We start from the raw sequence: 24446 nt of genomic DNA on the forward strand, positions 1-24446 counted from the left end.
CCGCGTCCGCCCCGTCACCGCCGGCCCATCGGAATCCCGACCACAACCAGACACGAAGAGTCACAAATCTCACCCCGGACCGTCACCCCGGGACAACCGGACCCACACCCAACGTGATCAACCAGGCCCGGTGGCCTGCCAGCGGCCGAACGTCACCAGCGGCGCGCCCGAGCGCACGACGACACAGTGGAACGACTAACCCGCCCGCCGCCGGGCCCGCCGTGCGGCCAACTCGTCGCCCACCGCACCACCCTCGGCAACCTCCGGCGCCCCCCGCTCCACCGACACCGCCGCCGGCTCCGCCGGCAGATGCGACAGCGAACCCTGGATCTCCTTGAACGCGCCACCGATAGCGATGCCGAACACCCCCTGGCCGCCCTGCAACAGGTCGACCACCTCCTCCGGCGAACGACACTCGTACACCGTCGTCCCATCGGAGATCAACGTGATGCCGGCCAGGTCCGCCACCCCACGCGACCGCAACGCCTCGATCGCCTTGCGGATGTTCTGCAACGACACCCCGGCGTCCAGCAGCCGCTTCACCACCTTCAACACCACCAGGTCGCGAAACGAGTACAACCGCTGCGTACCGGAACCCGACGCGTCCCGCACACTCGGCACCACCAGAGCCGTACGCGCCCAGTAATCCAACTGGCGGTAGCTGATCCCCACCGCATGGCAGGCCGTCACACCCCGGTACCCCACCGCACCGTCACCGTCAGTTGCCGACCCGGGCATCCCACCCGGCTCACCCGACACCGCACCCTGATCGGAATCCCGCGGCTCGTACATCCCGACAACCTCCCCGTCAGTGCGGTGCCACGCCGCTTCCGGGACGTGCACCCCTCGACACGGCAACCCTATAGCGACCATCAGGAGTTACCACGGAGAAACCGTCGCGACACGCCGCGCATCGACAGCGATGACCATCACCATCACCGACAGTCATCGCCCACACGGCCTTCCCACCGCCATCGGCAGGGCCGAACACTCAGCCGGCGAAATCCTCCGGGCGAACCTGCTCCAGGAACTCCCGGAACTTCTCCACCTCGTCCTCCTGCTCGTCGGGAATCACGATCCCCGCCTCAGTGAGGACCTGCTCCGCACAACGAATCGGCGCACCCACCCGCAACGCCAGAGCGATCGAATCACTCGGCCGAGCCGAAACCCGCACCCCATCACCGATCAACAGATCAGCGAAGAACACGTTCTCCTTCAGCTCGGTGATCTCCACCGCCCGCAACGGCGCCTTCAACGCCGCCAACACATCCCGCAGAAGATCATGGGTCAGCGGACGCGCCGGCTTGACACCCTGCTGCTCATAAGCGATCGCCGTCGCCTCGACCGCGCCGATCCAGATCGGCAGATAGCGGTCCCCCTCGACCTCCCTGAGCAGGACGATCGGCTGGTTACTGGGCAACTCCACCCGAACCCCGACCACGCTCAGCTCGCGCACCGCCGCCTCCGTGTCGTTGTCACCTACGCCGCACCGCGCCCTTCTCTGCACGGTACACGGACCGCGACACGGCCGTCTCATGCGCTGCACGCACCCACGCCCGCGCCAGAAGAGGGGTTACCCCCGCAAGCCTACGCCACTCACCAACCAGCCGATCAGTACGCACACGCACCTCACCGACCCAACGTCGAACGCAACCCCACCCGCACCAACGCCGCATGCAACTGCTGAGACAACGCCACCAACTCCCGCGCCGTCTCCGCCGCCCGCGCCCGCGCCGCCGGATCACTCTGCCGCACCAACGGCGCAACCAACTGCGCGAACAAACCGACCTCGCGATCCGCCGCCGTCCGATAACCCCGCAGATGCCGCGGCTGGAACCCGTACGCAGCCAGACCCGCCACCGCCCGCGCAATGATCAACGCGTCGCCGTCATACCACCCCGGCGGATCCGACACCACCAACCCGAGCCGCTCCAACTCACCCAACGTCGACTCGTCCAGCCCACTACGCGCCACCAACTCGGCACGATCCAACCGGACCTGCGCCGACTCGACCGACGCCGCCGCACCACGACCCGGCACCTCACCATCAGGGCCCACAGCAACCAACGCCGGACGCGACCCCTCCGGCACCTCACCATCGGCGTCCCACCGCGCCAACTGCTCACGGATCACCCGCAACGGCAGATACTGATCCCGCTGCGCCGTCAGCACGAACCGCAGCCGCGCCACATCGTCCCAGCCGTACTTCCGGTAACCCGCCGCCGTACGCTGCGGCTCCACCAGGCCCTCAGCCTCAAGAAACCGCAACTTCGAAATCGTCACGTCCGGAAAATCCGCCCGCAACTGGGCCAGCACCTCGCCGATACTCATCAACGGCGGGGCGCCACCCACCCCGGACGGCCTGGAGGCCGCAGGCTCGTTCACCCCCGGCCGGCCTCACCCTCCGGGCGCGGACCGGCGATGAACACCACCCGGAACTTGCCGATCTGCACCTCGTCACCGTTGCTCAAGGTCGCCGCCTCGACCCGCTCCCGGTTCACGTACGTGCCGTTCAAACTGCCCACGTCCCGCACCGTGAACGTCCCACCATCCCGGTGGAACTCCGCGTGCCGACGCGACACCGTCACATCGTCGAGGAAAATGTCACTGTCCGGATGCCGCCCACTGGTCGTCACATCGTGATCCAACAGGAACCGGGCACCCGCGTTCGGCCCCCGCCGGACCACCAGCAGCGCCATCCCCGGCGGCAGCGAACCGGACATCCGGCTCGGCACCACATCGGTGTCCGGCCCCTCCAGCGCTTCCTCGAGCGAACCGAGATTGAGCGTCGACGTGACGTCGAGCGGGGGGAACTCGTCGCCTGGGCGAGTCATGGGGACCACCTCACGGAATCTGTTTCGGTCGGCGTCGGGTGACGGCGGGTCTGGCCGCCGGGCTCTCATCCACCCGGCGGCTGGCTCTCCGTGCCCCGAAAGGCTGTCCGCGACGCTCAACTAATGGGTTCTCGGTCGACTGGGCGAGCCTAGCCAGCGCCGAAAAACAGGGCAACCGGACGCGCGGCAGACACCGCCCCGCCCGCACAGCAAAAAGCTCAGCTCTCGGTCAACTCGCGATACGCGGCCGCACTCAACAGACCATCCACCGCCGCCGCATCCGCCGCAGTGATCTCCACCAACCAACCCGCACCGTACGGATCACTGTTGATCACCTCGGGGGTGTCGACCAACGCCTCGTTACGCGCCGACACCGTACCGGCCACCGGCGCGTACAACTCCGACACGCTCTTGGTCGACTCGATCTCACCCAGCGACTCACCGGCCGCCACCGTCGCACCCGCCTCCGGCAACTGCACATACACGATGTCACCGAGCGCATCCTGCGCGAAATGAGTGATGCCCACCCGGACGGCCCCACCGTCCGCGACGGCCACCCACTCATGCTCGGCGGTGTAACGCAGATCCTCAGGAATCACCAGCAGCGTCCTCATCCATCGCGACACCGGACCAACCGGTGCCGGCCCGCCGACCTTCAGGAGACCGGACGGGCATGTTCCAGCGGGCGGGGCACGTGCAGCGCCGACACCTCGGCAACCTCACGCTCCTCAACGATCACGTTACCGCCGTCGCCAGCCACCGACGCCACCACCCCACCAGGAATGTTGAGCGCCGTACGCATCGTCGCCGGGTCACCCAGCACCGTGATGGTGAACGGCCCCGTCAACGGACGCCCGTCCACGATCAACGCCCCGTTCTCCCCGTTGAGGAAATACGTCGACGCCACGATCCGCACCGTCGCCTGGTCACCACCGGAGATCTGCATCGCCTCCGCCCCGGCACCCCGCAACTCCTGCACCGCATCCAGCACCCGCACCGCCGAGATCGGCTTCGCCCCCGCCTGGAACCGCACCGTCAGACCCGGGCCCCGCGCCGGCAACGTACCCGCGAGGATGCCCAACTCGTCCGCCCGCCGGGTCGCCTCCTCCAACGCGGCCTGACGCCCCTGCTCACCCGAACGCAACTGCCGCTGACTCTCCTCCAACGCGGTGATGTCCTGCCGCAACCGGATCTCCCGCGCCTCCAGGTCGTACAGGATCCGAACCAGATCCTCCTGCCGCGCCGCCGCCAACGACGAATCCGTCGACGTCATCTTCAACTGCACGGCCAGGGTGAACCCCAGCAGCCCCAGCAACACAACGATCATCACCGCCGCCGAGCTGAACCGTCGCCACGGCGACACCACCGCAGCCGGGCCCGCCGCGGCAACCCCCTCCGCCGGCGTCGCGGACGAATCCTCGTCCTCTACCGACGGGCGCTCCTGCGGCGACAACGGACTCAACTCGTCCGGATCCGGCGCCTCCGGACGCGGATCCGGCTCCCCCGCCGGGCCATCCGGCCGCGTCGGCTCCGCCGGCTGCGGCCACCCCGTACCCGTCTGCGTGTGCTCGTCACTCACGCCACAAACCTACGCCCGGAACAGGTGCCGGCGGATCGCCGCCACGTTGCCGAAGATACGAACCCCCAACACGACCACCACACCGGTGGACAACTGACCGCCCACCCCCAACTGGTCACCCAGATACACGATCAACGCAGCCACCAGCACGTTCGAGATGAACGACACCACGAACTGCTTGTCGTCGAAGATGCGGTCCAGCTTCGCCCGCACCCCACCGAACACCGCGTCCAACGCGGCCACCACCGCGATCGGCAGGTACGGCTGCAACGCCGCCGGCACCGTGGGATCAAGCCACAGCCCGAGCAGCACCCCGGCCAACAGGGCCAGCACCGCGATCATCGACCACCTCCGGAGGGACTGGGGGACGTACCCGAGCCGGACGACTCGTCACCGCCCGACGACGACACACTCGGACTCACCGCGGGCTCCGCGTAGCGTAGCCGCGGCTCCGGAGCAGCCGGCAGCGTGAGGTCATCGGCGTCGCGCACCGCGAACGACAGACCCGTCACCTTCGCCACCTGGCGCATCGTCAACGCGCTACCGCTGGCCTCGTACCGCTCCCGCATGCCACCCGGTCCGATCGCGCTCACCTCGTACGGCCCGGTCACCGGACGGAAGTCCACCAGGATCGCCTGACCCGCGGAACGGATCGTCGACGTCGACGTCAACCGCTGCCCATTGATGGCGATCGCCTCGGCGCCGGCACCCCACAGATCGTTCGCCACGCTCTGCAGGTCGAGGTAAATCACCTGGGCGGGACCGGCATCGGCACCGCCGAGCGCATCCTGGCCACCTGGCGCGTCCGCCAACTCCACCACCACACCGTCACCGCGCACCCGCCCCAGGCCGGTACTCGCCTCCAGCTCCCGCAACCGGGCCGCGCGGGAACCACCCAACGCGGCCTCCCGCTGCCGGTTGACCTCCTCGCGCAGTTCCTCGGCCCGGGTCGACAAGGCGTCGGTCTCACCCTGCCGCTGCTTGATCTGCGCCACCAGGCCGGACCGGGCCTGCGCACGCCCCGGCTCCTCGGCCATGGTCTGCCGGTAGGCCACCGCGAACAGGAAGCCGAGCAGCACGATCACCACCAGGCCGACCGGCCCCACCGACCAGCCCGACCGCGCTGGCCGGCCGGTCTCTGCCCGCCGGGCCGCCGCGTCGGCGTAGCCCGGATCCAACGGGTTACGGAACAACTCGGTGAGGAAATCCGGGGTGAAGGCCCTCGGCCCACGCCGGCTCTGATCGTCACTCATGCCGCCGCTCCCTGCCGACCGCGTACCGCACGAACCAACTGCCGGGCCTGAATCACGTACAGCGCGCCAGCGACCCAGTAGAGCACCAGCCCCCACCACGCCAACGCCCAGCCGATCGTGCCGGCCACCGCTGCGGCCGCCGGCACCACCGCGGCCAGCAGCAGGATCGGAAAGGCAGCCAGCAGCAGGAAGGTAGCCGTCTTACCGACGTAATGCACCGGCGGCGGCCCGTAGCCGTGCCGCCGCAGCACCCCGAGCGAGCCCAGCAGCAGCACCTCCCGCGCCAACAGCGCGGCGGTGAACTGCCACGGCACCACTTCGCGGGCGGTGAACGCGACAAGGGTGGCGAGGATGTAGAGCCGGTCGGCGAGCGGGTCGAGCAACTCGCCAAGCCGGCTGACCTGCCCCAGCCGCCGGGCGATCCAGCCGTCCACCCAGTCGCTGGTGCCACCGACGGCCAACACCACGATTGCGGCAGCGTCGGCGCGCACCACCAGGAACAGAAAGAGGAAGAGGGGAACACCCAGCAGGCGGACGAAGCTGATCAGATTCGGCCAGGTGAGCACCCGGTCGTTCGGTCCCCGGCCATCGTCGCGGGCCTGCGGTTGCTCCTCCCGAGCCGCCCGACCCGACACCGAACCTCCTCCGCGACGCGCTCGGGCACCGCGGACCAGGTCCGCCGTTCGGCGTCGTACGCGTGTCCAGCCGGCTGCTGCCGGCGCCCCCTGTGATCCCCTGCCGGGATCCGTCCCCTGACCCGCCGTCCATCGTCGATGATCACGGGCCGGTCGAATGCGCTGCCACTATAGCGGGCTGCTGCCGTGGTTTCGCTGCCCAGCGGGTCCGTGCCGATGGCTGGTTGCTGCCATTGTGATGGGTGTCACTGCGTGTAAGGCATCCTAGGACACTAGTCGAGGTGGATTCCCGTGCTGGGGACAGTGGCGCTCGCGCCACTCGACGACATCGTGGCCGCCTGCCCGAACGCCACCAGCGCCCCGAGCAGGTCCTGCCGCCCTCGGGCCGGCATCCGTTCGAGCACGGCCCGCACCGCCTCGTGCCGGCGTGATCGCACCTCGGCCAACAGCACCTCGGCCGCCGCCGTCGGGACGAGGCGCACCTCCCGACGGTCGCGCGGGTCGGCCGTTCGGCGCACCAACCCGATTGCCTCCAGCCGGTCACAGAGCCGACTGGCCGAGGAGGGGACCACGTCCAGCAGCGCGGCCAGCCCGTTGACGTTGATCTCCGGGCGGATACTCAGCAGGGACAGCACGCGCAGCTGGGTCGGCGACACCGAGAGGCGGTGCCGGGAAACGGCCGAGTCGAGCACGCCCACAAGCGTCTCGGCGGCCGCGTCGATCGCCGCGGTGAGATCCGGTCGCTCCACGCGATGTCCCCTGCGATTGTCCCGCTGGTCCTGCACCGAACCGGCCGACGGGTCGGTCAACCCTGTTCCTGGCCGGCCGAGCCGCGCCAGTCCAGGCAGACGACGACCGCGTCGTCCCGCAGATCGGTGTCCGCGTGGAAGGTCTGCAACTCGCGCATCACCGTACCAACCGCCTCGGTCGGCGGCTGCAACCGCGTGGCCCGCATCGCCCGGGCCATCGCCCGCTCGCCGTACGTCTCCCGGCCGCTCGGATCGGCCGCCCACACCCCGTCGGAGACGATGAACAACCGGTCCCCCGGGTCGAGGTCGAACTCCTGTAGGTCGTAACGGGTCTCACCGAACATCCCCAGCGGGAGCTGCTGCTCGAGAGCGACCCGGGAGACGGCGCCGCCGCGCACCCGCACCAGATGTGGCGAGCCGGCGTCCACCGCCCGCACCCGCCCGGTGACACAGTCCAGTTCGAGCAGCAACGTCGCCACGTGCCGGTGCCCCCGATGCTGGTAGTAGACCGTGTCGGAGGCCAGCTCGGCCTGTTCCACCAGACCGCCACCGGAACGGCGGGCGTTCCGCATGGCATTGACCGTCACCGCCGTCAACAGGGCGGCGGCCAGCCCGATACCGTCGCCGTTGAGGACGGTGACGGTCAGCCGGCCCTCGTCCAGCGACCAGTCGAAGTGGTCACCACCCACCGTGTACGCCGGTTCCAGCTGGCCCGCCAGTTGGAACGAGTCATGGCTGACACTGCGCCCCGGCAGCAGTTCCCACTGCAACTCGGCGGCCATGCTCAGCCGCTCCCGCCGCCGAGCCCGCCGGTAGCGGTCGGTCTCCCGGTCGGCCGCACGCAGCGCCATGGCCATGTCCCCGGCGATGTCGACCGCCTCGCGCACCACCGACTCCGTCGGCTCCCCGGCCAACTCGACCATGAGCACGCCCAGCCGCTCGCCCCACACCGTCAGCGGAACGTAGATGCGGCACCGCCCGTCCTCACCGGACTCCCGGACCGGCTGCTGGCTGCTGAAGCAGCGCTGCACCGTACCCTGAACCTCGGCGACCGCCACGGCGGGCTGGCGGGAGTCGAGCACCGGCCACAGCCCACTGATCCGGTAGTCGGCAACGAACACGATGGTGCCCGACGCGCCGAGCGCCGACCGGATGGCCACGTCGGCGGCCTCGACCACGCGGTCGGGCGGGGCCTCGCGCAGGGCGCGGGAAATCCCCGTGGGCGCATCCGCCATGACCATCCTCCGAAAAATACTTGCTCTGGGGCAAGCATCATACGGAGGCGGTTTCGCCCATGGTCACCCGACCGACCGCACGGCGACCGCGCCGTGAAACGCGTCCGGCACCTCCGCCGGCCGCCCCTCCGGCCGCCAGCGGGTCACCGGCACGATCCCGTCCCGGGTGGGCTGCCACCGGCCGAGCAACGGCCCGAACGCGGCCGGCGGGCGCATTCGGAACGCCGGCCCCATCATCGCCAGCGCCTGCGGATACGCGGCGAGCTCCTCGGTGTCGAAGTCGATCGCCAGGTGACTGCCCGGCGCCACCGCGGTGTACAACTCGTCCAGCGTGCGGGCGAGAGTGTCGTCGTCGAGGAACGCCGCCAGGCCGAGAAAGACCACCCCGACCGGCCGACGCCCCCAGCCCGGCACGAACCGGTGCAGCAACGCCGGGTCGACGGTGCCGATGTCGGTGGCGTCGCCGAAGCCGTAACCCGCCCGGTCGCTGCCGGCCAGGATGCGCTGCCCGAGACGGATGGTCACCGGGTCCACGTCGGTGTAGAGAACCGTCGCGTCAGGTGCCACCTCGTGCACGTTGCCCATCGTCGGCACCCCGGCGCCGAACACCAGGAATCCGTCCACACCGGTGGCCGCTATCGCCCGTACGGCACGGCCGAGAAAGGCGCGCAGCGCCCGGAAGACCGGAGCACACGGCCCGTACGCCTGCTCGAAGGCGCGGGCGGCAGCCACGTCCACCGGATGGTGGTGCGTCCCGCCGAGCCAGAAATCAATCATCCGTGCGGTACTGGGCTGGTCGGGCTCCACCATCGACGACGCTCCTTCCCCAGTCGCCAGCGTACCGACAGCACGTCGCTCGCCGGTATCGCCCCGTTGGCCGCCGGGGGCGGCGATACTTACCCAAACCGGTCCCGACGGCGGGGCCCAGCACAGGGAGGCGACGGTGAGCTCGGTCAGCGGCGCGGCGGTGGTGGTCGGCGTGGACGGCTCCGAGCCCGCCCGCGCCGCGGTACGACTTGCCGCCGCGACGGCGGCCCGCCGCGACCGCCCGCTGCGGGTGGTACACGCCTTCATCTGGCCGACGCTGCACTCCCCCGTCCGGCCGGCCACGGAGAGCGCCCCCGGCGGGGGTCTGCGGGCGCGAGCGGAACGGATGGTCGCCGACGCTGTCGAAGAGGCCGAGGCGACCGCGCCGGGACTACGGGTCACCGGCGAGATTATCGACGGTGAGGCTGCGGCCGTGCTGCTCGCCGAGGCGCCCGGCGCGGCGATGATGGTCCTCGGTGACCGCGGTGCAGGCGGTATCGCCGCGCTGCTGCTCGGCTCGGTCGCGGTGAAGTTGGCCGCGTACGCCGATTGTCCGGTGCTGGTGGCGCGCGGCGCGCAGCACCCCGACGGTGCCGTGGTGGTCGGGGTGGACGGTTCCGAGTCGTCCCGCCGGGCCGTGGAGTTCGCCGTCGACGAGGCCGCCCTGCGCGGCGCCGCGGTGCTCGCCCTGCACGCCTACCGGCACCCGGTGTCCACCGGCCCGGGTGACATGCAGCCGCTGGTGTACGACGAGTCCGAGTTGCGCGACGACGAGGACCGTGCGGTGGCCGAGTCCATCGCCGGGCTGACCGAGCGGTACCCGGAGGTGCCGATCACCCGGGAGTCGGTGCGGGGTCGGGCCGCCCGGGTGCTCACCGACGCGTCCCGCCAGGCGCAACTGCTGGTGGTCGGGGGGCAGGGGCGTGGTGAGGTGACCGGGTTGCTGCTGGGTTCGGTGAGCCAGTCGATGCTGCACCACAGCCACTGTCCGGTCGCGGTGGTACGCGGCCCCCGGTGACCGGCCGGCACGGTTGGCGGCGGCCCAGGCGGGTAGACGGGCCGCGTACGCCACCGGCGACGAACAGGGGGATACAGCCATGCCAGGACCTCGGCCCGGCAGCAACGCATACGACAAGCAGCGTGCCCGCCTGCGCAACGCCATCGACGGCTCCGGCCGGGGCACACCGGACCAGAAGGCCGACGAGGCGGCCAACCGGATCCTGCGGGAGGATCGGGGCCGGCGCGGCGTCGTGCGGGGCGAACGCGCCTACGGGCCCAAGGGAAACCGCGAGCCCGGGGATCCGAAGAAGTGAGGACCGCCGACCTGACCGACGGCCTCATCGCCGGGGCCGTCGGCACCGCAGCGCTCAACATCGTCACCTACCTGGACATGACGGCCCGGGCCCGACCGGCCAGCCAGACGCCCGAGCAGAGCGCCGGGAAACTGGCCGGCGCCTTCCACCTGTCCCTGGGGCCGCCGCAACAGGCGGACAACCGGCGCAGCGGCCTCGGCGCCCTGCTGGGCTACGGGCTCGGCGCGGCCGCGACGGTCGGCTTCGCGCTGCTGGCCCGGGGCCGTCGGCAACCGTTGCTGCGCGCGGCCACGCTGCTCGGTGGGGGCCTGATGACCCTGTCGGACGGGTCGCTGACGCTGCTCGGCGTCACCGACCCGCGCACCTGGCGGCGCGTCGACTGGCTCGCCGACATCGTCCCGCACCTCACCTTCGGGCTGACGGCCGCAGCCACCTGGAACCGGCTGCGGCCGTCAACCGGCAGCAGGGCCTAACGGTCGGTGTCGTCCTCGGCGACCGGTCGACCGCTGGGTCCGTACGGTGACACCTGGCCGTGCGGCACCGGGCGGCCGGTGTCCCCCGGCGAGGAGCCGCGGTTGCGGGGATGGCCGGCCGGGTCGGGGCCCTTGTTGTCCTGGCTGGTGTCACCGAGGGCGTTACGCCGGAGTTCCTGCTGCTGCGGGTTCGTCACGGTCGTCTCCCTTCGCCCGAGCGCGGCACGGCGCCGCGTCACCTGCGGCTTACCCGCCCGCGCCGGGGGCATTCCGGCACGAGGGCTAACCGGGCCGGCAGCGGGTACCCCCCGAGGATGGGTGACCAACGGGCGCTGGCGCGGTCTCTGCTGACCCGCCGCACGTACGCCGAGGAGGCCGGCATCGCGCTGGCTGACCGACCCGCGCCGCTGTACCAGTTGCTGGTGCTGGTCACGTTGCTCAGCACCCGGATCCGGGCGCAGGTGGGGGTGGCGGCGGCCCGGGAACTCTTCGTGGCCGGCTACCGCACCCCGCAGGCCATGGAGGCCGCCAGCTGGCAGGAACGGGTCGACGCGCTGGGGCGCGGACACTACCGCCGCTACGACGAGCGGACCGCCACCATGCTCGGCTCGGGCGCCCGGCTCTGCCTGGACCGCTGGCACGGCGACCTGCGGCGGTTGCACCGGGAGGCGGCCGGTGAGCCGGCGCAGTTGCGTCGGCTGCTCACCGAGTTTCCCGGGATCGGGCCCACCGGCGCGGACATCTTCCTGCGCGAGGTGCAGTCGGTCTGGCCGCAGTTGCGCCCGTACGCCGACCGGCGGGCGGTGGCCGGCGCGCGGCGACTCGGCCTGCCGGCCAGCACGGACCGGCTCGCCCGGCTCGTCGACGACGTCGACTTCGGCCGGCTCGCCTCGGCGCTGGTGCGGGTCGCCCTCGGCGAGGAGTCCGCCGGGCAGATCAGCCGCGGTGTGGCGGCCCGCTGAGCGCCGTCACTTCGCCGCGTCACCGCCGGGTTTGGTCAGATACCACACCAGCAGCGACGCCAGCAGCGCCAGCACCACCAGCCCGCCGGAGAGGCCGCGCCCCTCCTCCGGGGACCGACCCGTGGTGCCGAAGTAGATCACGGCGAGGCCGGCGAGCACCGCGACGAACTTCCGGATGCCTCGGTCCTTCACAGCTGGCACGGTACGCGACCGGGCACCGTTATGGCGGATTAGCCGGTTTTGTCCCCCACTCGGGGAACTCCTCAGTCGACCTCCAGGTCGTCGAGGGAGATCTTGTGGCTCATCAGCCACCGGGCCAGCGCCGACATGCCGAACAGCCACAGCGGCGCGGACTCGGTGGTGCCGTTCGTCGCGTAGACGGCGAACCGCAGGTCCGGCGCCCGGTACGCCTCGATCCGCCACCGGTGCTGCCGGTCCCGCCAGACCGCGGAGGGGTCCATGCCGTCACGGTAGGTGCCCGGCTCCGCCGCCCGCCGACGATGTGCTCAATCCACCACCACCCGAGCATCGTCGGGTAGCCGACGGGTCAGTCCCCGCTGGTCCAGCAACTCCAGCAGCGGCACCGCCACCCGGCGGGTCGTGTCGAGCGCCTGCCGGGCGGCGCTGAGGGTGAACGGCTGCGGGAGCCCGGTCAGCACCCGCACCGCCTGCTGCGGCGCGCCGGGCAGCAACAGCACGTTACCCGTCAGCCGCAGCAGCGCCCCGGCCCGCACCGCGGCACCGATCTCCCGGGTACCGAGCCCGACCGCGGCGAGCCGGTCCGCATCGGGAGCGCGGAACGGGTGTGCCGCGTAGTCCTCGCTCACCAGCGCCAGCGCGCGGGCCACCGGCTCGGGCAACGACGCCGCGCCGGGCGCCACCACCCGACCGGCGACCAACCGCAGCGGCGGCTTCACCAGGGCTTCGACCAGAGACCGGTCGGGCAGGTCGAGGTGTCGGCGCAGTTGCTCGACCGGAGCGCCAGGTGCCAGCGGATGTGTGCGGGCGTGCTCGGCCACGGCCACGGCGAGCCGGTCGCCCAGCCCCCGCCAGTGCTGCGGATCGGCCAGCCAGTCACCCGCCACCGGGACGACCGTCACCGGAACACCCGCCCGGACGAGGTCACCGACCCGGGCCAGGCCCCGCCGGCTCAGCTCACCAGCAAGCTCGGGACGGCCGTCAAGGGTGGCCAGCACGACCGCCCGAGCCGCCGCGGCACCCCGACGCGCCAACGGTGGCGGCCGCACGTCGAGCACGGTGACCCCGCCGGCGACGTACCGGCGGCCCGGATCGCGCAGCAACGCCCGGTCCCCGATCAGCAGCGGCAGCGGACGACTCAACCGCAACCGGGCGGTGTCCCCGCCCAGCGGACGGACCCGCACCGGCACCGCGGCCGAACCGACGTGCAGCGTCAGCGTCACCGGCAACTCGGCCACCGCGACACCGGCCAGGCGGACGTCCACCAGGTCGGTGGGTTGGAAACGGCCCGGGGTGAGCAGGGCGTCGCCGCGGCCGATCCGGTCGCGGGCCACGCCCCGCAGATTCACCGCCACCCGGGCCACCGGCATCGCCTCGTCGCAGGCCGCGCCGAGCCGATGCAGGCCCCGGATCCGCACCGGTTCACCGGCCCCGGCCAGCTCCAGTTCGTCGCCGACACGTAACCGCCCGGCGCCCAGGGTGCCGGTGACCACCGTGCCGCTGCCCCGCACCGTGAAGCAGCGGTCGACCCAGAGCCGAACCGGCCCGTCGGGCACCGGGGCCGGCAGCCGGTCGGCCAACCGGTCCAGGGCGGCCCGCAGGTCGGGCAGACCGGCACCGGTGGCGGCACTGACAGTCACCGTCTCCACCTCGCCCAACGAGGTCGCCGCCAGCTCCGACCGGGCCCTGGCCAGGGTCGCGGCGGGATCGGCCAGGTCCGCGCGGGTCACCACCAGCAGGCCGTACCCGACACCGAGCGCGTCCAGGGCGGCCAGGTGCTCGGCGGACTGCGGCATCCAGCCCGCGTCGGCCGCGACCACCACGACGGCGGCCGGCACCGGACCCACCCCGGCCAGCATGTTCGGCACGAACCGCTCGTGCCCCGGCACGTCGACGAACGCGACGGTACGACCCGACGGCAGCGACGTCCAGGCGAACCCGAGGTCGATGGTCATGCCGCGACGGCGCTCCTCCGCCCAACGGTCCGGTTCCATCCCGGTCAACGCCCGCACCAGCGTGGACTTGCCGTGGTCGACATGCCCGGCGGTGGCCACCACCAGCATGGTCAGTCGTCCCCCGGCACGGCCAGCACCGCCGCGCGCAGCAACCCGTCGGCCCCCTCCGGCACGCACCGCAGGTCGAGCAGGAGCCGAGCCCGGACCACCCGACCCAGCACCGGTGGGTCGGCGGCACGCAGCGGGCCGGCGTACCGCTCGGGCAGGCTCAGCGCCCACGAGTCCAGTTCGACGCCAGGCGCGCCGCCGCCGCCGACCACCGCCACCGACGGCACCACCTCGGCCTTGCGGCCGTCGGCGGCGAGCGCGTCGCGCAGCCGTTCGGTCCGCTCACGCAACGCCGCCGGGTCGGCGTGCAGTGCCCGGTGGGTCGGGGTGGCCGGGTCACCGAGGGTGCCCGCGAGGGCGGCCAGGGTCAGCTTGTCCACCCGCAACGCCCGCGCGAGGGGATGTCGACGCAGCCGCTCTACCAGGTCGGCGACGCCGAGCAGCAACCCGGCCTGCGGGCCACCCAGCAGCTTGTCGCCGCTGGCGGTGACCAACGCCGCCCCGGCACGCAGGGTGCTGGCGGCATCCGGTTCGTCCGGCAGCAGCGGGTCGGGTACGAGCAGCCCGGAGCCGATGTCGGCGACCACCGGCACCCCCAGCCCGGCCAGCCGCCGCACCGGCACCGCCGAGGTGAAACCGGTGACCCGGAAGTTCGACGGATGCACCTTCAACACGAACCCGGTACGCGGCCCGACGGCGGCGGCGTAGTCGGCGAGGGTGGTCCGGTTGGTGGTGCCCACCTCCCGCAGCCGGGCACCGGTGCTGGTGAGCAGGTCCGGCAGCCGAAAGCCGTCGCCGATCTCCACCAGTTCGCCCCGGCTGACCACGATCTCGGCGTCGGCGGCGAGCGCGGTGGCCGCCAGCACCAGCGCGCCGGCACCGTTGTTGACCACGTGCACCGCCTCGGCGGCCGGTACGGCGGCGGCGAGCGCCCGCAACGCGTCCCGCCCTCGGCGCGCCCGCCGCCCGGTGCCCAGGTCCAGTTCCACGTCGGTGTACCCGGCGGCGGCGGTCACCGCGGCCACCGCGGCCTCGGAGAGAGCGGCCCGCCCAAGATTGGTGTGCAGCACCACCCCGGTGGCGTTCAGCACGACCCGTGGCACGGGCGGCGGCAGGTCGGCCAACGCGGCGTCGCGTACCTCGGCGGGGTCGATCTCACCCCGGCGGGCCCGGTCCTGGGCCTGCCGCACCGCACTGCGCACCCGGTCGCGGCCGACCGCCGCAGCGGCCGCGACCAACTGCGGCTCAGCCAGCAGCACATCGGTACGCGGCACCCGGCGCCGCGGGTCGGCGCCGCCGTCGCCCATGGGTTCATCTCCTCGCAGCCTGGCGGAGACGGACGGGAATCGAACCCGCCTGGCCCGGATCCCGGACCACACCGGTTTTGAAGACCGGGAGGGGCACCAGCCGCCTGAACGCCTCCACCGGCCATTGGATCACAGCTCGGCGGCGGGCGTGCGGCCGAGTCGGCACCACGGTCACCGGCCGGGATCGGCCGCCCGCCGGTCGAGCCGGGCCCGCTGCGGCAGCACCGTGTACTTCGGATCACGGGCCGAGGCGACACCGGCGTGGAAGACCCCGAAGCGGGTGGCCACCGAGGCGGCCAGCAACGCGGCACCGGAGACCGCCGAGACCAGTCGGCTACGCCGGCCCAGCACCGCCCCGGCCACCCCGGCCATGGTCAGTGCCCGCCCGGCGCGCAGCAGCCGACCGGGCCGCCCCGTCCGGTAGGGCTCACCCAGCAGGCCGAGACGAGTCTCCACCCGGTGCGCGCCGAACAGTTCCAGTCCAGCGCCGGCCACCGCCATCCGCCGCGCCGGACCCGCCTGGGCGGGCGGCACGGCGAGCAGACCCACTCCCGCGCCGCTGGCCAGCGCGCTGCCCGCGAAGACGAACGGCAGGTCGGCGTACGCCTCGTGCCAGGACGGCACGGCCGTGTCGGCCAGCAGCACCGCCGTGTACGTGCCCAGGGCCGGTGCGGCCACCGCAGCGGCCAACCCGGCAGCCCGCCCCACCGGCGGCAACGCCCGACGGGCCAGCCCGAGTGGACCCCGCGTGGGCAGCAGCGGCGCCACCTCGGCGACCGCAGCAAGTCCGGCGGCCGGACCGTACCCGGCGAGGATCCAGGTGCCCACCGACATGGGTGAGGTCGGCTTGGCCACCCGCAGCATGTGGTGGAACCGTTCCGGCCGGCCCAGATCCTTGACCAGCAGGCCGGCGCTGGCGGTGACCGCGGCCAGCGCGGCGAACCGGCCGGCGCGGCGCACCCCGGCCCGCCCGGTGAGCTGCCCACCGGCGGCCAGCAGCGACGAACCGGCGGCCAGCCCGCCGGTGAACAGGTAGGCGGCGATCTCCCACGTCCACACCGGCGGTTTCAGGATCGGCCGGCCGTAGTAGGAGGTGAATTCCGCCGGCGGCACGGCCAGCTCCTCACCACCCCGGCGACCGGCGCGGAAGCGCCGGAACCGGTCGCCGACGGCCGGTCGGTCCCGGTTCACCGTCGACCACCGAGGAACGCACCGACCGCCGCCGCCGTCATGGCCAGCGCGGCCAGCCCCGCCCGGCGCCACATCGCCGGCAGGTCCCGGGTGGTGACCTGCGGATCCGGCGGCAGGCCGTACACCTCCGGCTCGTCGAGCAGCAGGAAGAACGCGCCGTCGCCACCCACCCCGTCGTCCGGGTCGTGGCCGTAGAGCCGCGCCTGCGTCTCCCCCCGTTCCCGCAACGTGGCGACCCGCGCGGCGGCCCGTTCCCGCAGCTCGTCGAGGGGGCCGTACTGGATGGACTCAGTCGGGCAGGCCTGCGCGCAGGCGGGGGTCAGGCCCGCGCCGATCCGGTCGTAGCAGAGCGTGCACTTCCACACCCGGCCGTCGTCCACCCGGCGGTCGATCACCCCGTACGGGCAGGCCGACACGCAGTAACCGCAGCCGTTGCAGATGTCCTCCTGCACCACCACGGTGCCGAACTCGGTGCGGAACAGCGCCCCGGTCGGGCAGACGTCGAGGCAGCCGGCCCGGGTGCAGTGCTTGCACACGTCCGACATCATCAGCCAGCGGAAGTCGCTGCGGCCCTCGGCGCTGCCGGTGCGTCCGGGTGGCCCGGCCGCCGGCATGCCGAGGAACTCAGTCATCCGGGCGGCGGCCGGCGGTTCACCGGGCAGCACACCCGCCTCGGTTCCGGTCGGGTTCGTGGTGTCGGCTGAGGTCGCACTCGCGGGGTCGCTCGTCGGGTGCCCGGCGAACGACGCGGTGCCGTGACCGGCTGGTCGGGGCTGTTCCACGAAGGCGACGTGCCGCCACGAGTTGGCGGTCAACGCGCCGGTGTTGTCGTAGGACATGCCGAGCAGATCCAACCCGGCGGTTGGTACCCCGTTCCACTCCTTGCAGGCCACCTCGCACGCCTTGCAGCCGATGCAGACGCTGGTGTCGGTGAAGAAGCCCATACGCGGCGGCGCGTCGACCCAGCCGGCCGCGGTCGCCGGATCGGCGGCCGGCAGCGACGACTGTGGCGGTACGGCGGGCCGGTGCGGCGGGTCGACCATCAGGGGTTCCCCTCTCCGTCGCCGGTGGACCCGGGCGGCTCGACCGGCACCCCAGGGGTGACCGCCGGCGGTAGAACACCCGGCACGATGCCGGCCCTGGTGCGGTAATCCTGCACCAGTTCCCGCAGCGCCGCCCCGGTGGGCCGACGCCCCGGTCGCACGTCGCAGGTGCCGATCTTGCTCTCCTGGATCAGGACGTTCGGGTCCAGGGTGATGCCGAACAGGTCGTTGGCCGAGTCGCCGGTGACCAGTCCCTCGAAGCCGAAGTGGTACGGCAGCCACAGCTGGTGGATCACCCGGCCGTCCACCGTCAGCGGCGCCAACCGGTCGGTGACCAGCACCCGGGCCTCGATCGCCGCGCGGGCGGTGATCAGGTGCGCCCACCCGAGATGGGTCAGCTCGGCCAGCGTCGCCAGCTCCGGCGACACCTCCACGAACATCTCCGGTTGCAGTTCCGCCAACGGCGCGACGGTCCGGCTCATCCCGCCCGCGGTGTGGTGTTCGGTGAGCCGGCTGACCGTGAACACGTACGGGAAGACCTCGTCGTGCTGCTGCGGCGGGCTCGGGTTCGTCGAGTTCACCGGGTGGTCGTACCTCTTGCGGGTCGGGTTGGCCTGCTGGCCGTAGAGCGGATTACGCACCGGCGACTCGGCCGGCTCGTAGTGCGTCGGCAGCGGCCCGTCCAGCACCCCGCTGGGCGCGTACAGCCAGCCCTTGCCGTCGGACTGCATGATGAACGGATCGTCACCGGCCAGCGCCGCCGGCCCCGTGGCACCCTCCGGCGGCCGGTACGACGGCGGTTTCGTCACCTCGAAGTCGGGCACGTCGCGACCGGTCCACCGGCCGGCGTCGTCGTCCCACCACACGTACCGTTTGCGCTCGCTCCACGGGCGGCCCTGCGGGTCGGCGGAGGCCCGGTTGTAGAGCATCCGCCGGTTCGCCGGCCACGCCCAGCCCCACTCGGCGGCCACCCAGTCCTGCTCGTGCCCGGGCCGACGCCGGGCCGCCTGGTTCACACCGTCGGCGTAGACGCCTGTGTAGATCCAGCAACCGATCGCGGTCGTCCCGTCGTCGCGGGCCTGGGTGAACGCCGACAGCGGACGGCCACTGACCGTGTCGTATCCGTTGATTTCCCGCAGCACCGCCTCGGCGTCCGGCTCGGCGAGCCGGCCGTGCGTGGGATAGTCCCAGGTCAGGTCGAGCAGCGCCCGGTCGCGCGGCAAAGTCGAGCCGGCCAGCTTCTCCCGGATCCGGCGCCCCAGGTGGTAGAAGAACCACAGCTCGGAGCGGGCGTCGCCGGGCGGGTCGACGGCCTTCTCCCGCCACTGCAGCAGCCGCTGGGTCTGGGTGAACGTGCCCTCCTTCTCCACGTGGGAGGCGGCCGGCAGGAAGAACACCTCGGTGGCGCACTGCTCCGGCACGATCTCACCGGTGGCGACCTCGGGGCCACGCTGCCAGAAGGTCGCACTCTCGATCATGAACAGGTCGCGTACGACCAGCCAGTCGAGGTTGGCCATGCCCAACCGCTGGGCCCGGCCGTGCGCCGAGCCGACCGCCGGGTTCTGGCCGAGCAGGAAGTATCCCTTCACCTTGCCGTCGATCATGTTGAGCACCTGCTGGTAGGTGCCGTGATCGCCGGTGAGCCGGGGCAGATGGCCGTAACCGAAGTCGTTCTCCGGTGTCGCCGCGTCTCCCCAGTACGCCTTGAGCAGGCTGGCGGCGTAGGCGCGGGCCCCGCCCCAGAAACCCTTCTGACCGGGGTGCCGGATGCTGTCCACCCAGGCGTCGAAGTCGGGATGCTGGGCGTGGTGCGGCATCGGCAGATAGCCCGGCAGCAGGTTGAACAGGGTCGGGATGTCGGTGGAGCCCTGGATGCTGGCGTGCCCGCGCAGCGCCATCACCCCACCGCCGGGCCGCCCCACGTTGCCCAGCAGCAGTTGGATGATCGCCCCGGTGCGGATGTACTGCACGCCGACGGTGTGCTGGGTCCAGCCGACCGAGTAGATCAGGCAGCCGGTGCGTTCCCGCCCGGAGTTCTCCGTCCAGGCGCGGGCCAATTCCAGGAACTTCTCGCGGCGGATGCCGCAGACCCGTTCCACCATCTCCGGGGTGTAGCGGGCGAAGTGCCGCTTGAGGATCTGGTACACGCAGCGCGGATGTTGCAGCGTGTCGTCCCGCTGGACCTGCCGGGACACCGGGGCACCGTGCGACTCGTGGCGCAGGCCGGCCGCGGTCTCCCGCTCCCGGGCGGTGTGCCCGCTGCCGGAGTCCCGCTCGTGGCCCGCGTACTGCCAGCTGTCCTGCACGTAGCTGGCAGTCGCCGGGTCGAAGCCGGAGAAGAGCCCGTCGGCGTCCTCGGCATCCACGAAGTCGTCACTGACGATCGTCGCGGCGTTGGTGTACGCCAGCACGTACTCCCGGAAATCCAGCTCGTTGGTGAGGATGTAGTTCACCACCGCGCCCAGCAGCGCGATGTCGGTGCCCGCCCGGATCGGCAGGTACGCGTCGGCGACCGCGCTGGTGCGGGTGAACCGCGGGTCGACGTGGAAGACCTTGGCCCCGCGCCGTTTCGCCTCCATCACCCACTGGAAGCCCACCGGATGGGCCTCGGCCATGTTCGAGCCCTGGATGACGATGACGTCGGCGTTCGCCACGTCCTGCTGAAAATCCGTCGCGCCACCGCGACCGAAGCTGGCCCCCAGACCGGGGACGGTGGCGGAGTGTCAAATACGGGCCTGGTTCTCGATCTGAAGCGCCCCCATCGCGGTGAACAGCTTCTTGATGAGGTAGTTCTCCTCGTTGTCCAGGGTGGCCCCGCCCAGGCTGGCGATCCCCAGCGTGCGGTTCAACGGCCGGCCCTCGGCGTCGACGTCCTCCCACGTCTCGGCCCGGGCCGCGAGCACCCGATCGGCGATCATGTCGAGTGCCGTGTCGAGGTCCAGGTCCTCCCACTCGGTGCCGTACGGCCGCCGGTAGCGCACCGTGGTCTGGCGCAGCGGGCTGGTGACCAGGCTCCGGCTGGCGGCGCCCTTCGGGCAGAGCCGACCCCGGGAGATGGGGCTGTCCGGATCACCCTCGATCTGCGTGACCTGGTCGTCGGTGACGAAGACCCGTTGCCCGCAGCCGACGGCACAGTACGGGCAGACGGAACGGGCCACCCGGTCGGCGCCCTCCGTGCGGGCGGTCAACTCGGCACTGCGGTTCGAGCACGCCGCCGCGCCCCGGCCCAACGGGTCGGTGCCGGTGAGCTGCCGGTAGACCGGCCAGCCCAGCAACCTGTCCCGCAGCCCCACGCTCGACACCTCCGGTCTCGACCTTAGGACAGCGCGCCGAGATCGGCGACCCACCTTTCGGAACCACATCACGACGTCGCCCCCGGCCCGAGACCGGGCCGGGGGCGACGAAGGTGCCGGTGTGCAGGTCGCCTCTCGGCGAGTGGCGCGACGCGGCTCCAGCCGAACGGTATTCCGCGAAGGCAATTTAGGTGAGGCCCGGGGACACTTGACACACCGACACCCGAGTCAACAGGTTACCCGCTCTGCTTCTTCCTACCCCTGCCGTGACCGCCGCCACAGTAGGGCCGGCACTCGCTGAGGATGCCGCTGGCCGGCACCCTGAGATCGGGTGCCGGCCAGCGGCTTTCTGCTCCCCCTGTGGAGGAATGTCTTCGGTTGTTGTCTGACCGTGGTGGGGGTCAGCTGGTCCAGTGCTCGGCGACGAGGTCGGCGGCCTGCTGCTCCCACTGGGCGTAGTGGTCCGGGTAGGCCGACACCTGCACGGTCTGCGCTGCCTGGGTGAGGGGCATGTCCTGCCAGCCGTCGACCTGCTTCAACCCCTTCAGGAACGCCAGGGTCGAGTACTCGGGGTCGGTGATCTGCTCCACCGTGCCCCAACCCGACGACGGGCGCTGCTGGAACAGGCCCTGCGAGTCGTGGTCGTTGCGGTCACCCAGGTGACCCAGGTTCTCCAACTTCGACTCCTGCAACGCCGTGGCGATCGACACGACCGCGGCCCGCTCGTCCATCCCGGCCTTCTTCGTCGCCGCGATGATCGCCTTCACATTGCCGACCTGCTCATCGTTCAACTCGATCATCGACTGGTTGGCCGGGGCGCCGTGCGGCAACAGCTTGCCCATGTCCGGCTTGTCAGCCTGCACCGCCGCGACCGGGACGGTCTTCACCGGGGTGACATCGGCGTGAGCGGCCACCGGACCAGCGAACAGACCACCGGTGAACGCCACACCCGCGATACCCAGCACGCTCTTCCGCAGCATCGAGTTCATGACAAAGCTCCAATCGGGGGTCGACGCACGCACACCGAGGGAGACGGGCGCACGCACGCAAGCACCAGAAAGGGCGCTCAAACCAAAAAAGGGGGGAAAGATCTCCGGCACGCGGGGCGTATCGCCGCTTCACGCCGCCGAGACCATGTCCAACGACCGCCGGCCCGCCAACATTCCCGGGGCCACCCGGCCCACCCTGCGGCAGGCCCTCTACCTCGGTCGCTCAGCCATCTCCAACGCCCCCACCCCGCCACCCATTCCACCCCAAGCCCCCGACCGCCCAGCAATCTTGGTCCGAAACCGCCCACCCAAGGGCAAATCGCACCAAGATCGCCAACGGACACCGGCGGAACCGGACACCCGGCACATTCGGACGGGGCCGCCCGCGACGACAAAAAGCCCCAAACAGGGTCACCGACTGCGACACCAGGGACAGGTCATCGGACCGCCCCGACCCCATCTGGGGTTACCCTGACAGCATGCAGGCGGTCTCCCCCACCATGACCGGCGTGGCGCACCTGGCCCGGCCCGGCCGTCCCGCCGTGGTGGCCCGGACGCTCGCCGAGCTGCGTGGGCCCACCCGAGGGGTGGTGGAACTGCCGGTACGGCTGATGTGGTGCGCCGACCGCGCGTTCGACCTGGCCGACCCCGACCAGTTGCTCTGGCTCTACGAGAACGTGCTGCGCGAGACCACGAGCGTCGAGGACCTGCGCCGGCTGGTCAACGGGCGGACGCTGCGCCGGGTGTGGCAGCTGCTCAACCTGCCCCGGGGCGTACGCCTCGCGTGGGAGAGCCGACACCAGGGGCTTCGGTCGGCGTGACCGACGCGACCTCCGACGCACACCCACACGAGTTCTACCGCGAGGTCGCCCGGGTCGCGTTGACCGTCGCCGGGCCGCACCGCTTCGTCCTCGGTGGCGGAGTGGCCTGGGCCGCGCACGGACTGGTCACCCGCCCCACCGAGGACGTCGACCTCTTCGCCGACGTGGAGGGCGCCGCCGCCGCGGCAGCGGCCGACGTCCGGGTTGCGCTGGAACGCGCCGGGTTCGAGGTGGCCGACGCCGATCCGGACAGCGACCTCGGTGACCTGTTCGACGGCTTCGACCGGGATCTGCGGGACTTCGTCGTCGGCCGGAACGAGCGGCGCATCCGCCTCAGCCTGGCCCGGCTCGACCGACACCGCAGCCCGGTGGTGATGGACCTCGGTCCGGTCATGGACGTGCGGGACCTCATCGCCAACAAGACCGCCGCCCTGGTCAACCGTCGCGAGGTACGCGACTACATCGACGTGGCCTCCGCCCTGGAGCACCGGTCCGTCGCGGAGCTGCTGGAACTCGCCCGCCAGATCGATCCCGCCCTCGATGACGACGACGTACGGGCGGCCGGCCGGTACCTCGACCGGATCCCCGACGCCCGGTTCACCCGCTACGGCCTCGACCCCGCCGACATCGCCCAGGTCCGGCGGCACCTGGCCGCCTGGCCCCGCTGACCCGGCCCCGCCGACCCACACCGAGCCGGCGGGAGCACCGCGTCGACGGGGACCTCACTTGGTGAAGCGACCACCGGTGACGCCCAGGACCTCACCGGTGATGAAGCTCGACTCCTGCGAGGCGAAGAAGACGTACGCAGGCGCCAGCTCCGCCGGCTGACCAGGCCGACCGACCGGGGTGTCGGTGCCGAACTGCTCGACCTTCCCTTCCGGCATGGTCGCCGGGATCAGCGGCGTCCAGATCGGACCCGGCGCCACCGCGTTGACCCGGATGCCCCGATCGACCAGATCGGCGGCGAGAGCCTTTGTGAAGTTCGCGATTCCCGCCTTGGTGGTGGCGTAGTCGAGCAACTGCGGCGACGGGTCGAACGCCTGGATCGAGGACGTGTTGATGATCGTGGACCCCTCGCCCAGATGCGGCAACGCCGCCTTGCACAGCCAGAACATCGCGTACAGATTGGTCTTGAACACCCGGTCGAACTGCTCGGTGCTGATGCCGGCGATGCCCTTGTCCTGCGCCATCTGGTACGCCGCGTTGTTCACCAGGATGTCGATGCCACCCAGGTCACGCACCGCCCGCTCGATCAACGTCTCACAGTTGCGCTCGTCGGCGATGTCACCCCGGACCGCCACACCCTTGCGACCCGCGGCCTCGATGAGGCGTACCGTCTCCCGGGCGTCCGCGTCCTCCTCCTCGCGGAGATAGGAGATCAGCACGTCGGCACCCTCCCGGGCGTACGCGATGGCGACCGCCCGGCCGATGCCCGAGTCGCCGCCGGTGATCACCGCCTTCTTGCCGTCAAGCTTGCCGGTGCCCCGATAGGAGTCCTCTCCGTGATCCGGCTCGGGCGTCATGTCGCCGGTACGACCCGGTGGGCTCTGCTGCTGGTTCGGCTGACCTGACTGCTGGCCGTACTGCTCGGTCGGGTCCTGCGGGGTGTGCTGCGTCTCGCTCACGGAGGTCTCCTCGCCCGGGATCGTGGGGTTGCGCTCCCGCAAGCCCCTACCCGGGCGAACTCGGTGGAAACCGTCC

The 24446-nt window shown here is 71.7% G+C and carries 28 protein-coding genes and 1 tRNA gene; 6 read left to right on the plus strand and 23 right to left on the minus strand.

Going from position 1 to position 24446, the window contains the following annotated elements; genetic code table 11:
* Positions 1-195: 195 nt before the first annotated feature.
* The 12 genes from ACN26Z_RS17060 to ACN26Z_RS17115 all read right to left on the minus strand — a co-directional run bounded on the left by ACN26Z_RS17060 (position 196) and on the right by ACN26Z_RS17115 (position 9095).
* A complete protein-coding gene (locus ACN26Z_RS17060; RefSeq protein WP_421462232.1) occupies positions 196-792 on the minus strand; it encodes a MerR family transcriptional regulator in 597 nt (198 codons plus the stop codon).
* 199 nt (positions 793-991) lie between these two features.
* A complete protein-coding gene (locus ACN26Z_RS17065) occupies positions 992-1456 on the minus strand; it encodes a bifunctional nuclease family protein (RefSeq protein WP_204037358.1) in 465 nt (154 codons plus the stop codon).
* 173 nt (positions 1457-1629) lie between these two features.
* Positions 1630-2331: a MerR family transcriptional regulator gene (locus ACN26Z_RS17070; RefSeq protein WP_281562901.1), complete on the minus strand. Its 702-nt coding sequence runs from the start codon at positions 2329-2331 to the stop codon at positions 1630-1632.
* 50 nt (positions 2332-2381) lie between these two features.
* Positions 2382-2834, minus strand: coding sequence for an oxoglutarate dehydrogenase inhibitor Odhl (odhI, locus tag ACN26Z_RS17075; protein WP_093402417.1), 453 nt, complete (start codon positions 2832-2834; stop codon positions 2382-2384).
* 218 nt (positions 2835-3052) lie between these two features.
* The gene (gene gcvH / locus ACN26Z_RS17080) at positions 3053-3433 is read right to left on the minus strand and encodes a glycine cleavage system protein GcvH (protein WP_093402500.1); all 381 of its coding nucleotides are present in this window, start codon (positions 3431-3433) and stop codon (positions 3053-3055) included.
* A 56-nt stretch (positions 3434-3489) separates the two neighbouring features.
* A complete protein-coding gene (locus tag ACN26Z_RS17085; protein ID WP_421462236.1) occupies positions 3490-4413 on the minus strand; it encodes a DUF881 domain-containing protein in 924 nt (307 codons plus the stop codon).
* Positions 4414-4422: 9 nt separating this feature from the next.
* Positions 4423-4755, minus strand: coding sequence for a small basic family protein (locus ACN26Z_RS17090; RefSeq protein ID WP_093402419.1), 333 nt, complete (start codon positions 4753-4755; stop codon positions 4423-4425).
* Positions 4752-5666 (minus strand): DUF881 domain-containing protein, encoded by a 915-nt coding sequence (locus tag ACN26Z_RS17095; protein ID WP_282238429.1) that lies wholly within the window; start codon positions 5664-5666, stop codon positions 4752-4754. Before ACN26Z_RS17095 ends, ACN26Z_RS17090 begins: the two co-directional genes overlap by 4 nt.
* Positions 5663-6301 carry a CDP-alcohol phosphatidyltransferase family protein gene (locus ACN26Z_RS17100; protein ID WP_421462239.1) on the minus strand — a complete coding sequence of 213 codons (639 nt, stop codon included), beginning with the start codon at positions 6299-6301 and terminating at the stop codon, positions 5663-5665. Before ACN26Z_RS17100 ends, ACN26Z_RS17095 begins: the two co-directional genes overlap by 4 nt.
* Positions 6302-6573: 272 nt before the next feature.
* On the minus strand, positions 6574-7050 hold the full coding sequence (locus ACN26Z_RS17105; RefSeq protein ID WP_421462241.1) for a MarR family winged helix-turn-helix transcriptional regulator: 477 nt from the start codon (positions 7048-7050) through the stop codon (positions 6574-6576).
* Positions 7051-7106: 56 nt separating this feature from the next.
* Positions 7107-8285 carry a PP2C family protein-serine/threonine phosphatase gene (locus ACN26Z_RS17110; protein ID WP_282238427.1) on the minus strand — a complete coding sequence of 393 codons (1179 nt, stop codon included), beginning with the start codon at positions 8283-8285 and terminating at the stop codon, positions 7107-7109.
* Positions 8286-8348: 63 nt separating this feature from the next.
* On the minus strand, positions 8349-9095 hold the full coding sequence (locus ACN26Z_RS17115; RefSeq protein ID WP_282238426.1) for an SAM-dependent methyltransferase: 747 nt from the start codon (positions 9093-9095) through the stop codon (positions 8349-8351).
* Between the two features lie 133 nt (positions 9096-9228).
* Here ACN26Z_RS17115 and ACN26Z_RS17120 point away from each other — a divergent pair, with 133 nt between their 5' ends.
* The 3 genes from ACN26Z_RS17120 (at position 9229) to ACN26Z_RS17130 (ending at position 10878) form a co-directional block, all read left to right on the plus strand.
* Positions 9229-10110 carry a universal stress protein gene (locus ACN26Z_RS17120; RefSeq protein WP_282238425.1) on the plus strand — a complete coding sequence of 294 codons (882 nt, stop codon included), beginning with the start codon at positions 9229-9231 and terminating at the stop codon, positions 10108-10110.
* Positions 10111-10189: 79 nt separating this feature from the next.
* Positions 10190-10405: a phosphatidylethanolamine-binding protein gene (locus tag ACN26Z_RS17125; RefSeq protein WP_282238424.1), complete on the plus strand. Its 216-nt coding sequence runs from the start codon at positions 10190-10192 to the stop codon at positions 10403-10405.
* Positions 10402-10878, plus strand: a complete 477-nt coding sequence (locus ACN26Z_RS17130; RefSeq protein WP_093402426.1) for a hypothetical protein — start codon at positions 10402-10404, stop codon at positions 10876-10878. Before ACN26Z_RS17125 ends, ACN26Z_RS17130 begins: the two co-directional genes overlap by 4 nt.
* Here the strand turns inward: ACN26Z_RS17130 and ACN26Z_RS17135 are convergent.
* Positions 10875-11075, minus strand: coding sequence for a hypothetical protein (locus ACN26Z_RS17135; RefSeq protein ID WP_282238423.1), 201 nt, complete (start codon positions 11073-11075; stop codon positions 10875-10877). The two genes, ACN26Z_RS17130 and ACN26Z_RS17135, sit on opposite strands and share 4 nt — an antisense overlap.
* 117 nt (positions 11076-11192) lie before the next feature.
* Between ACN26Z_RS17135 and ACN26Z_RS17140 the strand changes: the two genes are divergently transcribed.
* Positions 11193-11840 (plus strand): hypothetical protein, encoded by a 648-nt coding sequence (locus ACN26Z_RS17140; protein WP_282238422.1) that lies wholly within the window; start codon positions 11193-11195, stop codon positions 11838-11840.
* A 6-nt stretch (positions 11841-11846) separates the two neighbouring features.
* Here the strand turns inward: ACN26Z_RS17140 and ACN26Z_RS17145 are convergent, their stop codons facing one another.
* From ACN26Z_RS17145 to ACN26Z_RS17185, 9 genes are all read right to left on the minus strand, one after another.
* Positions 11847-12032 carry a hypothetical protein gene (locus tag ACN26Z_RS17145; protein ID WP_093402429.1) on the minus strand — a complete coding sequence of 62 codons (186 nt, stop codon included), beginning with the start codon at positions 12030-12032 and terminating at the stop codon, positions 11847-11849.
* 71 nt (positions 12033-12103) lie between these two features.
* Complete coding sequence (locus ACN26Z_RS17150) at positions 12104-12301, minus strand: hypothetical protein (protein WP_093402430.1); 198 nt, start codon at positions 12299-12301, stop codon at positions 12104-12106.
* A gap of 45 nt (positions 12302-12346) precedes the next feature.
* Positions 12347-14101 carry a selenocysteine-specific translation elongation factor gene (gene selB, locus ACN26Z_RS17155; RefSeq protein ID WP_421462245.1) on the minus strand — a complete coding sequence of 585 codons (1755 nt, stop codon included), beginning with the start codon at positions 14099-14101 and terminating at the stop codon, positions 12347-12349.
* A 2-nt stretch (positions 14102-14103) separates the two neighbouring features.
* Positions 14104-15408 carry an L-seryl-tRNA(Sec) selenium transferase gene (selA, locus tag ACN26Z_RS17160; protein WP_421462247.1) on the minus strand — a complete coding sequence of 435 codons (1305 nt, stop codon included), beginning with the start codon at positions 15406-15408 and terminating at the stop codon, positions 14104-14106.
* 20 nt (positions 15409-15428) lie between these two features.
* A tRNA-Sec gene (locus ACN26Z_RS17165) sits at positions 15429-15524 on the minus strand.
* Between the two features lie 55 nt (positions 15525-15579).
* Positions 15580-16599 (minus strand): NrfD/PsrC family molybdoenzyme membrane anchor subunit, encoded by a 1020-nt coding sequence (gene nrfD / locus ACN26Z_RS17170; protein ID WP_282238419.1) that lies wholly within the window; start codon positions 16597-16599, stop codon positions 15580-15582.
* The gene (locus tag ACN26Z_RS17175) at positions 16596-17642 is read right to left on the minus strand and encodes a 4Fe-4S dicluster domain-containing protein (RefSeq protein WP_421462249.1); all 1047 of its coding nucleotides are present in this window, start codon (positions 17640-17642) and stop codon (positions 16596-16598) included. Before ACN26Z_RS17175 ends, nrfD begins: the two co-directional genes overlap by 4 nt.
* Positions 17642-20935 (minus strand): formate dehydrogenase, encoded by a 3294-nt coding sequence (fdh, locus tag ACN26Z_RS17180; RefSeq protein WP_421462251.1) that lies wholly within the window; start codon positions 20933-20935, stop codon positions 17642-17644. The genes ACN26Z_RS17175 and fdh overlap by 1 nt, the downstream gene beginning before the upstream one ends.
* Positions 20936-21336: 401 nt before the next feature.
* The gene (locus tag ACN26Z_RS17185; protein ID WP_421462253.1) at positions 21337-21924 is read right to left on the minus strand and encodes a hypothetical protein; all 588 of its coding nucleotides are present in this window, start codon (positions 21922-21924) and stop codon (positions 21337-21339) included.
* 479 nt (positions 21925-22403) lie between these two features.
* Here ACN26Z_RS17185 and ACN26Z_RS17190 point away from each other — a divergent pair, with 479 nt between their 5' ends.
* Together ACN26Z_RS17190 and ACN26Z_RS17195 are read left to right on the plus strand one after the other, a co-directional pair.
* Entirely contained in the window at positions 22404-22745 is a 342-nt protein-coding gene (locus ACN26Z_RS17190) for a hypothetical protein (RefSeq protein WP_421462255.1), read from the plus strand.
* Complete coding sequence (locus ACN26Z_RS17195) at positions 22742-23413, plus strand: nucleotidyl transferase AbiEii/AbiGii toxin family protein (protein ID WP_421462257.1); 672 nt, start codon at positions 22742-22744, stop codon at positions 23411-23413. The genes ACN26Z_RS17190 and ACN26Z_RS17195 overlap by 4 nt, the downstream gene beginning before the upstream one ends.
* 54 nt (positions 23414-23467) lie before the next feature.
* Here ACN26Z_RS17195 and ACN26Z_RS17200 read toward each other — a convergent pair whose 3' ends face one another.
* Positions 23468-24370: an SDR family oxidoreductase gene (locus ACN26Z_RS17200; RefSeq protein ID WP_421462259.1), complete on the minus strand. Its 903-nt coding sequence runs from the start codon at positions 24368-24370 to the stop codon at positions 23468-23470.
* Positions 24371-24446: the final 76 nt, after the last annotated feature.

Origin of the sequence: Verrucosispora sp. WMMD703 (genome assembly GCF_049178935.1) — a bacterium.
GTDB lineage: Bacteria > Actinomycetota > Actinomycetes > Mycobacteriales > Micromonosporaceae > Micromonospora > Micromonospora sediminimaris.

Excerpts from the sequence above, each read along its gene's own strand:
- ACN26Z_RS17150 (WP_093402430.1), bottom strand. The coding sequence starts at position 12,301 with ATGGACCCCTCCGCGGTCTGGCGGGACCGGCAGCACCGGTGGCGGATC.
- ACN26Z_RS17095 (WP_282238429.1), bottom strand. The coding sequence starts at position 5,666 with ATGAGTGACGATCAGAGCCGGCGTGGGCCGAGGGCCTTCACCCCGGAT.
- ACN26Z_RS17070 (WP_281562901.1), bottom strand. The coding sequence starts at position 2,331 with ATGAGTATCGGCGAGGTGCTGGCCCAGTTGCGGGCGGATTTTCCGGAC.
- ACN26Z_RS17115 (WP_282238426.1), bottom strand. The coding sequence starts at position 9,095 with ATGGTGGAGCCCGACCAGCCCAGTACCGCACGGATGATTGATTTCTGG.
- ACN26Z_RS17140 (WP_282238422.1), top strand. The coding sequence starts at position 11,193 with ATGGGTGACCAACGGGCGCTGGCGCGGTCTCTGCTGACCCGCCGCACG.
- ACN26Z_RS17175 (WP_421462249.1), bottom strand. The coding sequence starts at position 17,642 with ATGGTCGACCCGCCGCACCGGCCCGCCGTACCGCCACAGTCGTCGCTG.
- ACN26Z_RS17060 (WP_421462232.1), bottom strand. The coding sequence starts at position 792 with ATGTACGAGCCGCGGGATTCCGATCAGGGTGCGGTGTCGGGTGAGCCG.
- ACN26Z_RS17190 (WP_421462255.1), top strand. The coding sequence starts at position 22,404 with ATGCAGGCGGTCTCCCCCACCATGACCGGCGTGGCGCACCTGGCCCGG.
- ACN26Z_RS17090 (WP_093402419.1), bottom strand. The coding sequence starts at position 4,755 with ATGATCGCGGTGCTGGCCCTGTTGGCCGGGGTGCTGCTCGGGCTGTGG.
- ACN26Z_RS17125 (WP_282238424.1), top strand. The coding sequence starts at position 10,190 with ATGCCAGGACCTCGGCCCGGCAGCAACGCATACGACAAGCAGCGTGCC.
- selB (WP_421462245.1), bottom strand. The coding sequence starts at position 14,101 with ATGCTGGTGGTGGCCACCGCCGGGCATGTCGACCACGGCAAGTCCACG.
- ACN26Z_RS17185 (WP_421462253.1), bottom strand. The coding sequence starts at position 21,924 with ATGAACTCGATGCTGCGGAAGAGCGTGCTGGGTATCGCGGGTGTGGCG.
- odhI (WP_093402417.1), bottom strand. The coding sequence starts at position 2,834 with ATGACTCGCCCAGGCGACGAGTTCCCCCCGCTCGACGTCACGTCGACG.
- selA (WP_421462247.1), bottom strand. The coding sequence starts at position 15,408 with ATGGGCGACGGCGGCGCCGACCCGCGGCGCCGGGTGCCGCGTACCGAT.
- ACN26Z_RS17110 (WP_282238427.1), bottom strand. The coding sequence starts at position 8,285 with ATGGCGGATGCGCCCACGGGGATTTCCCGCGCCCTGCGCGAGGCCCCG.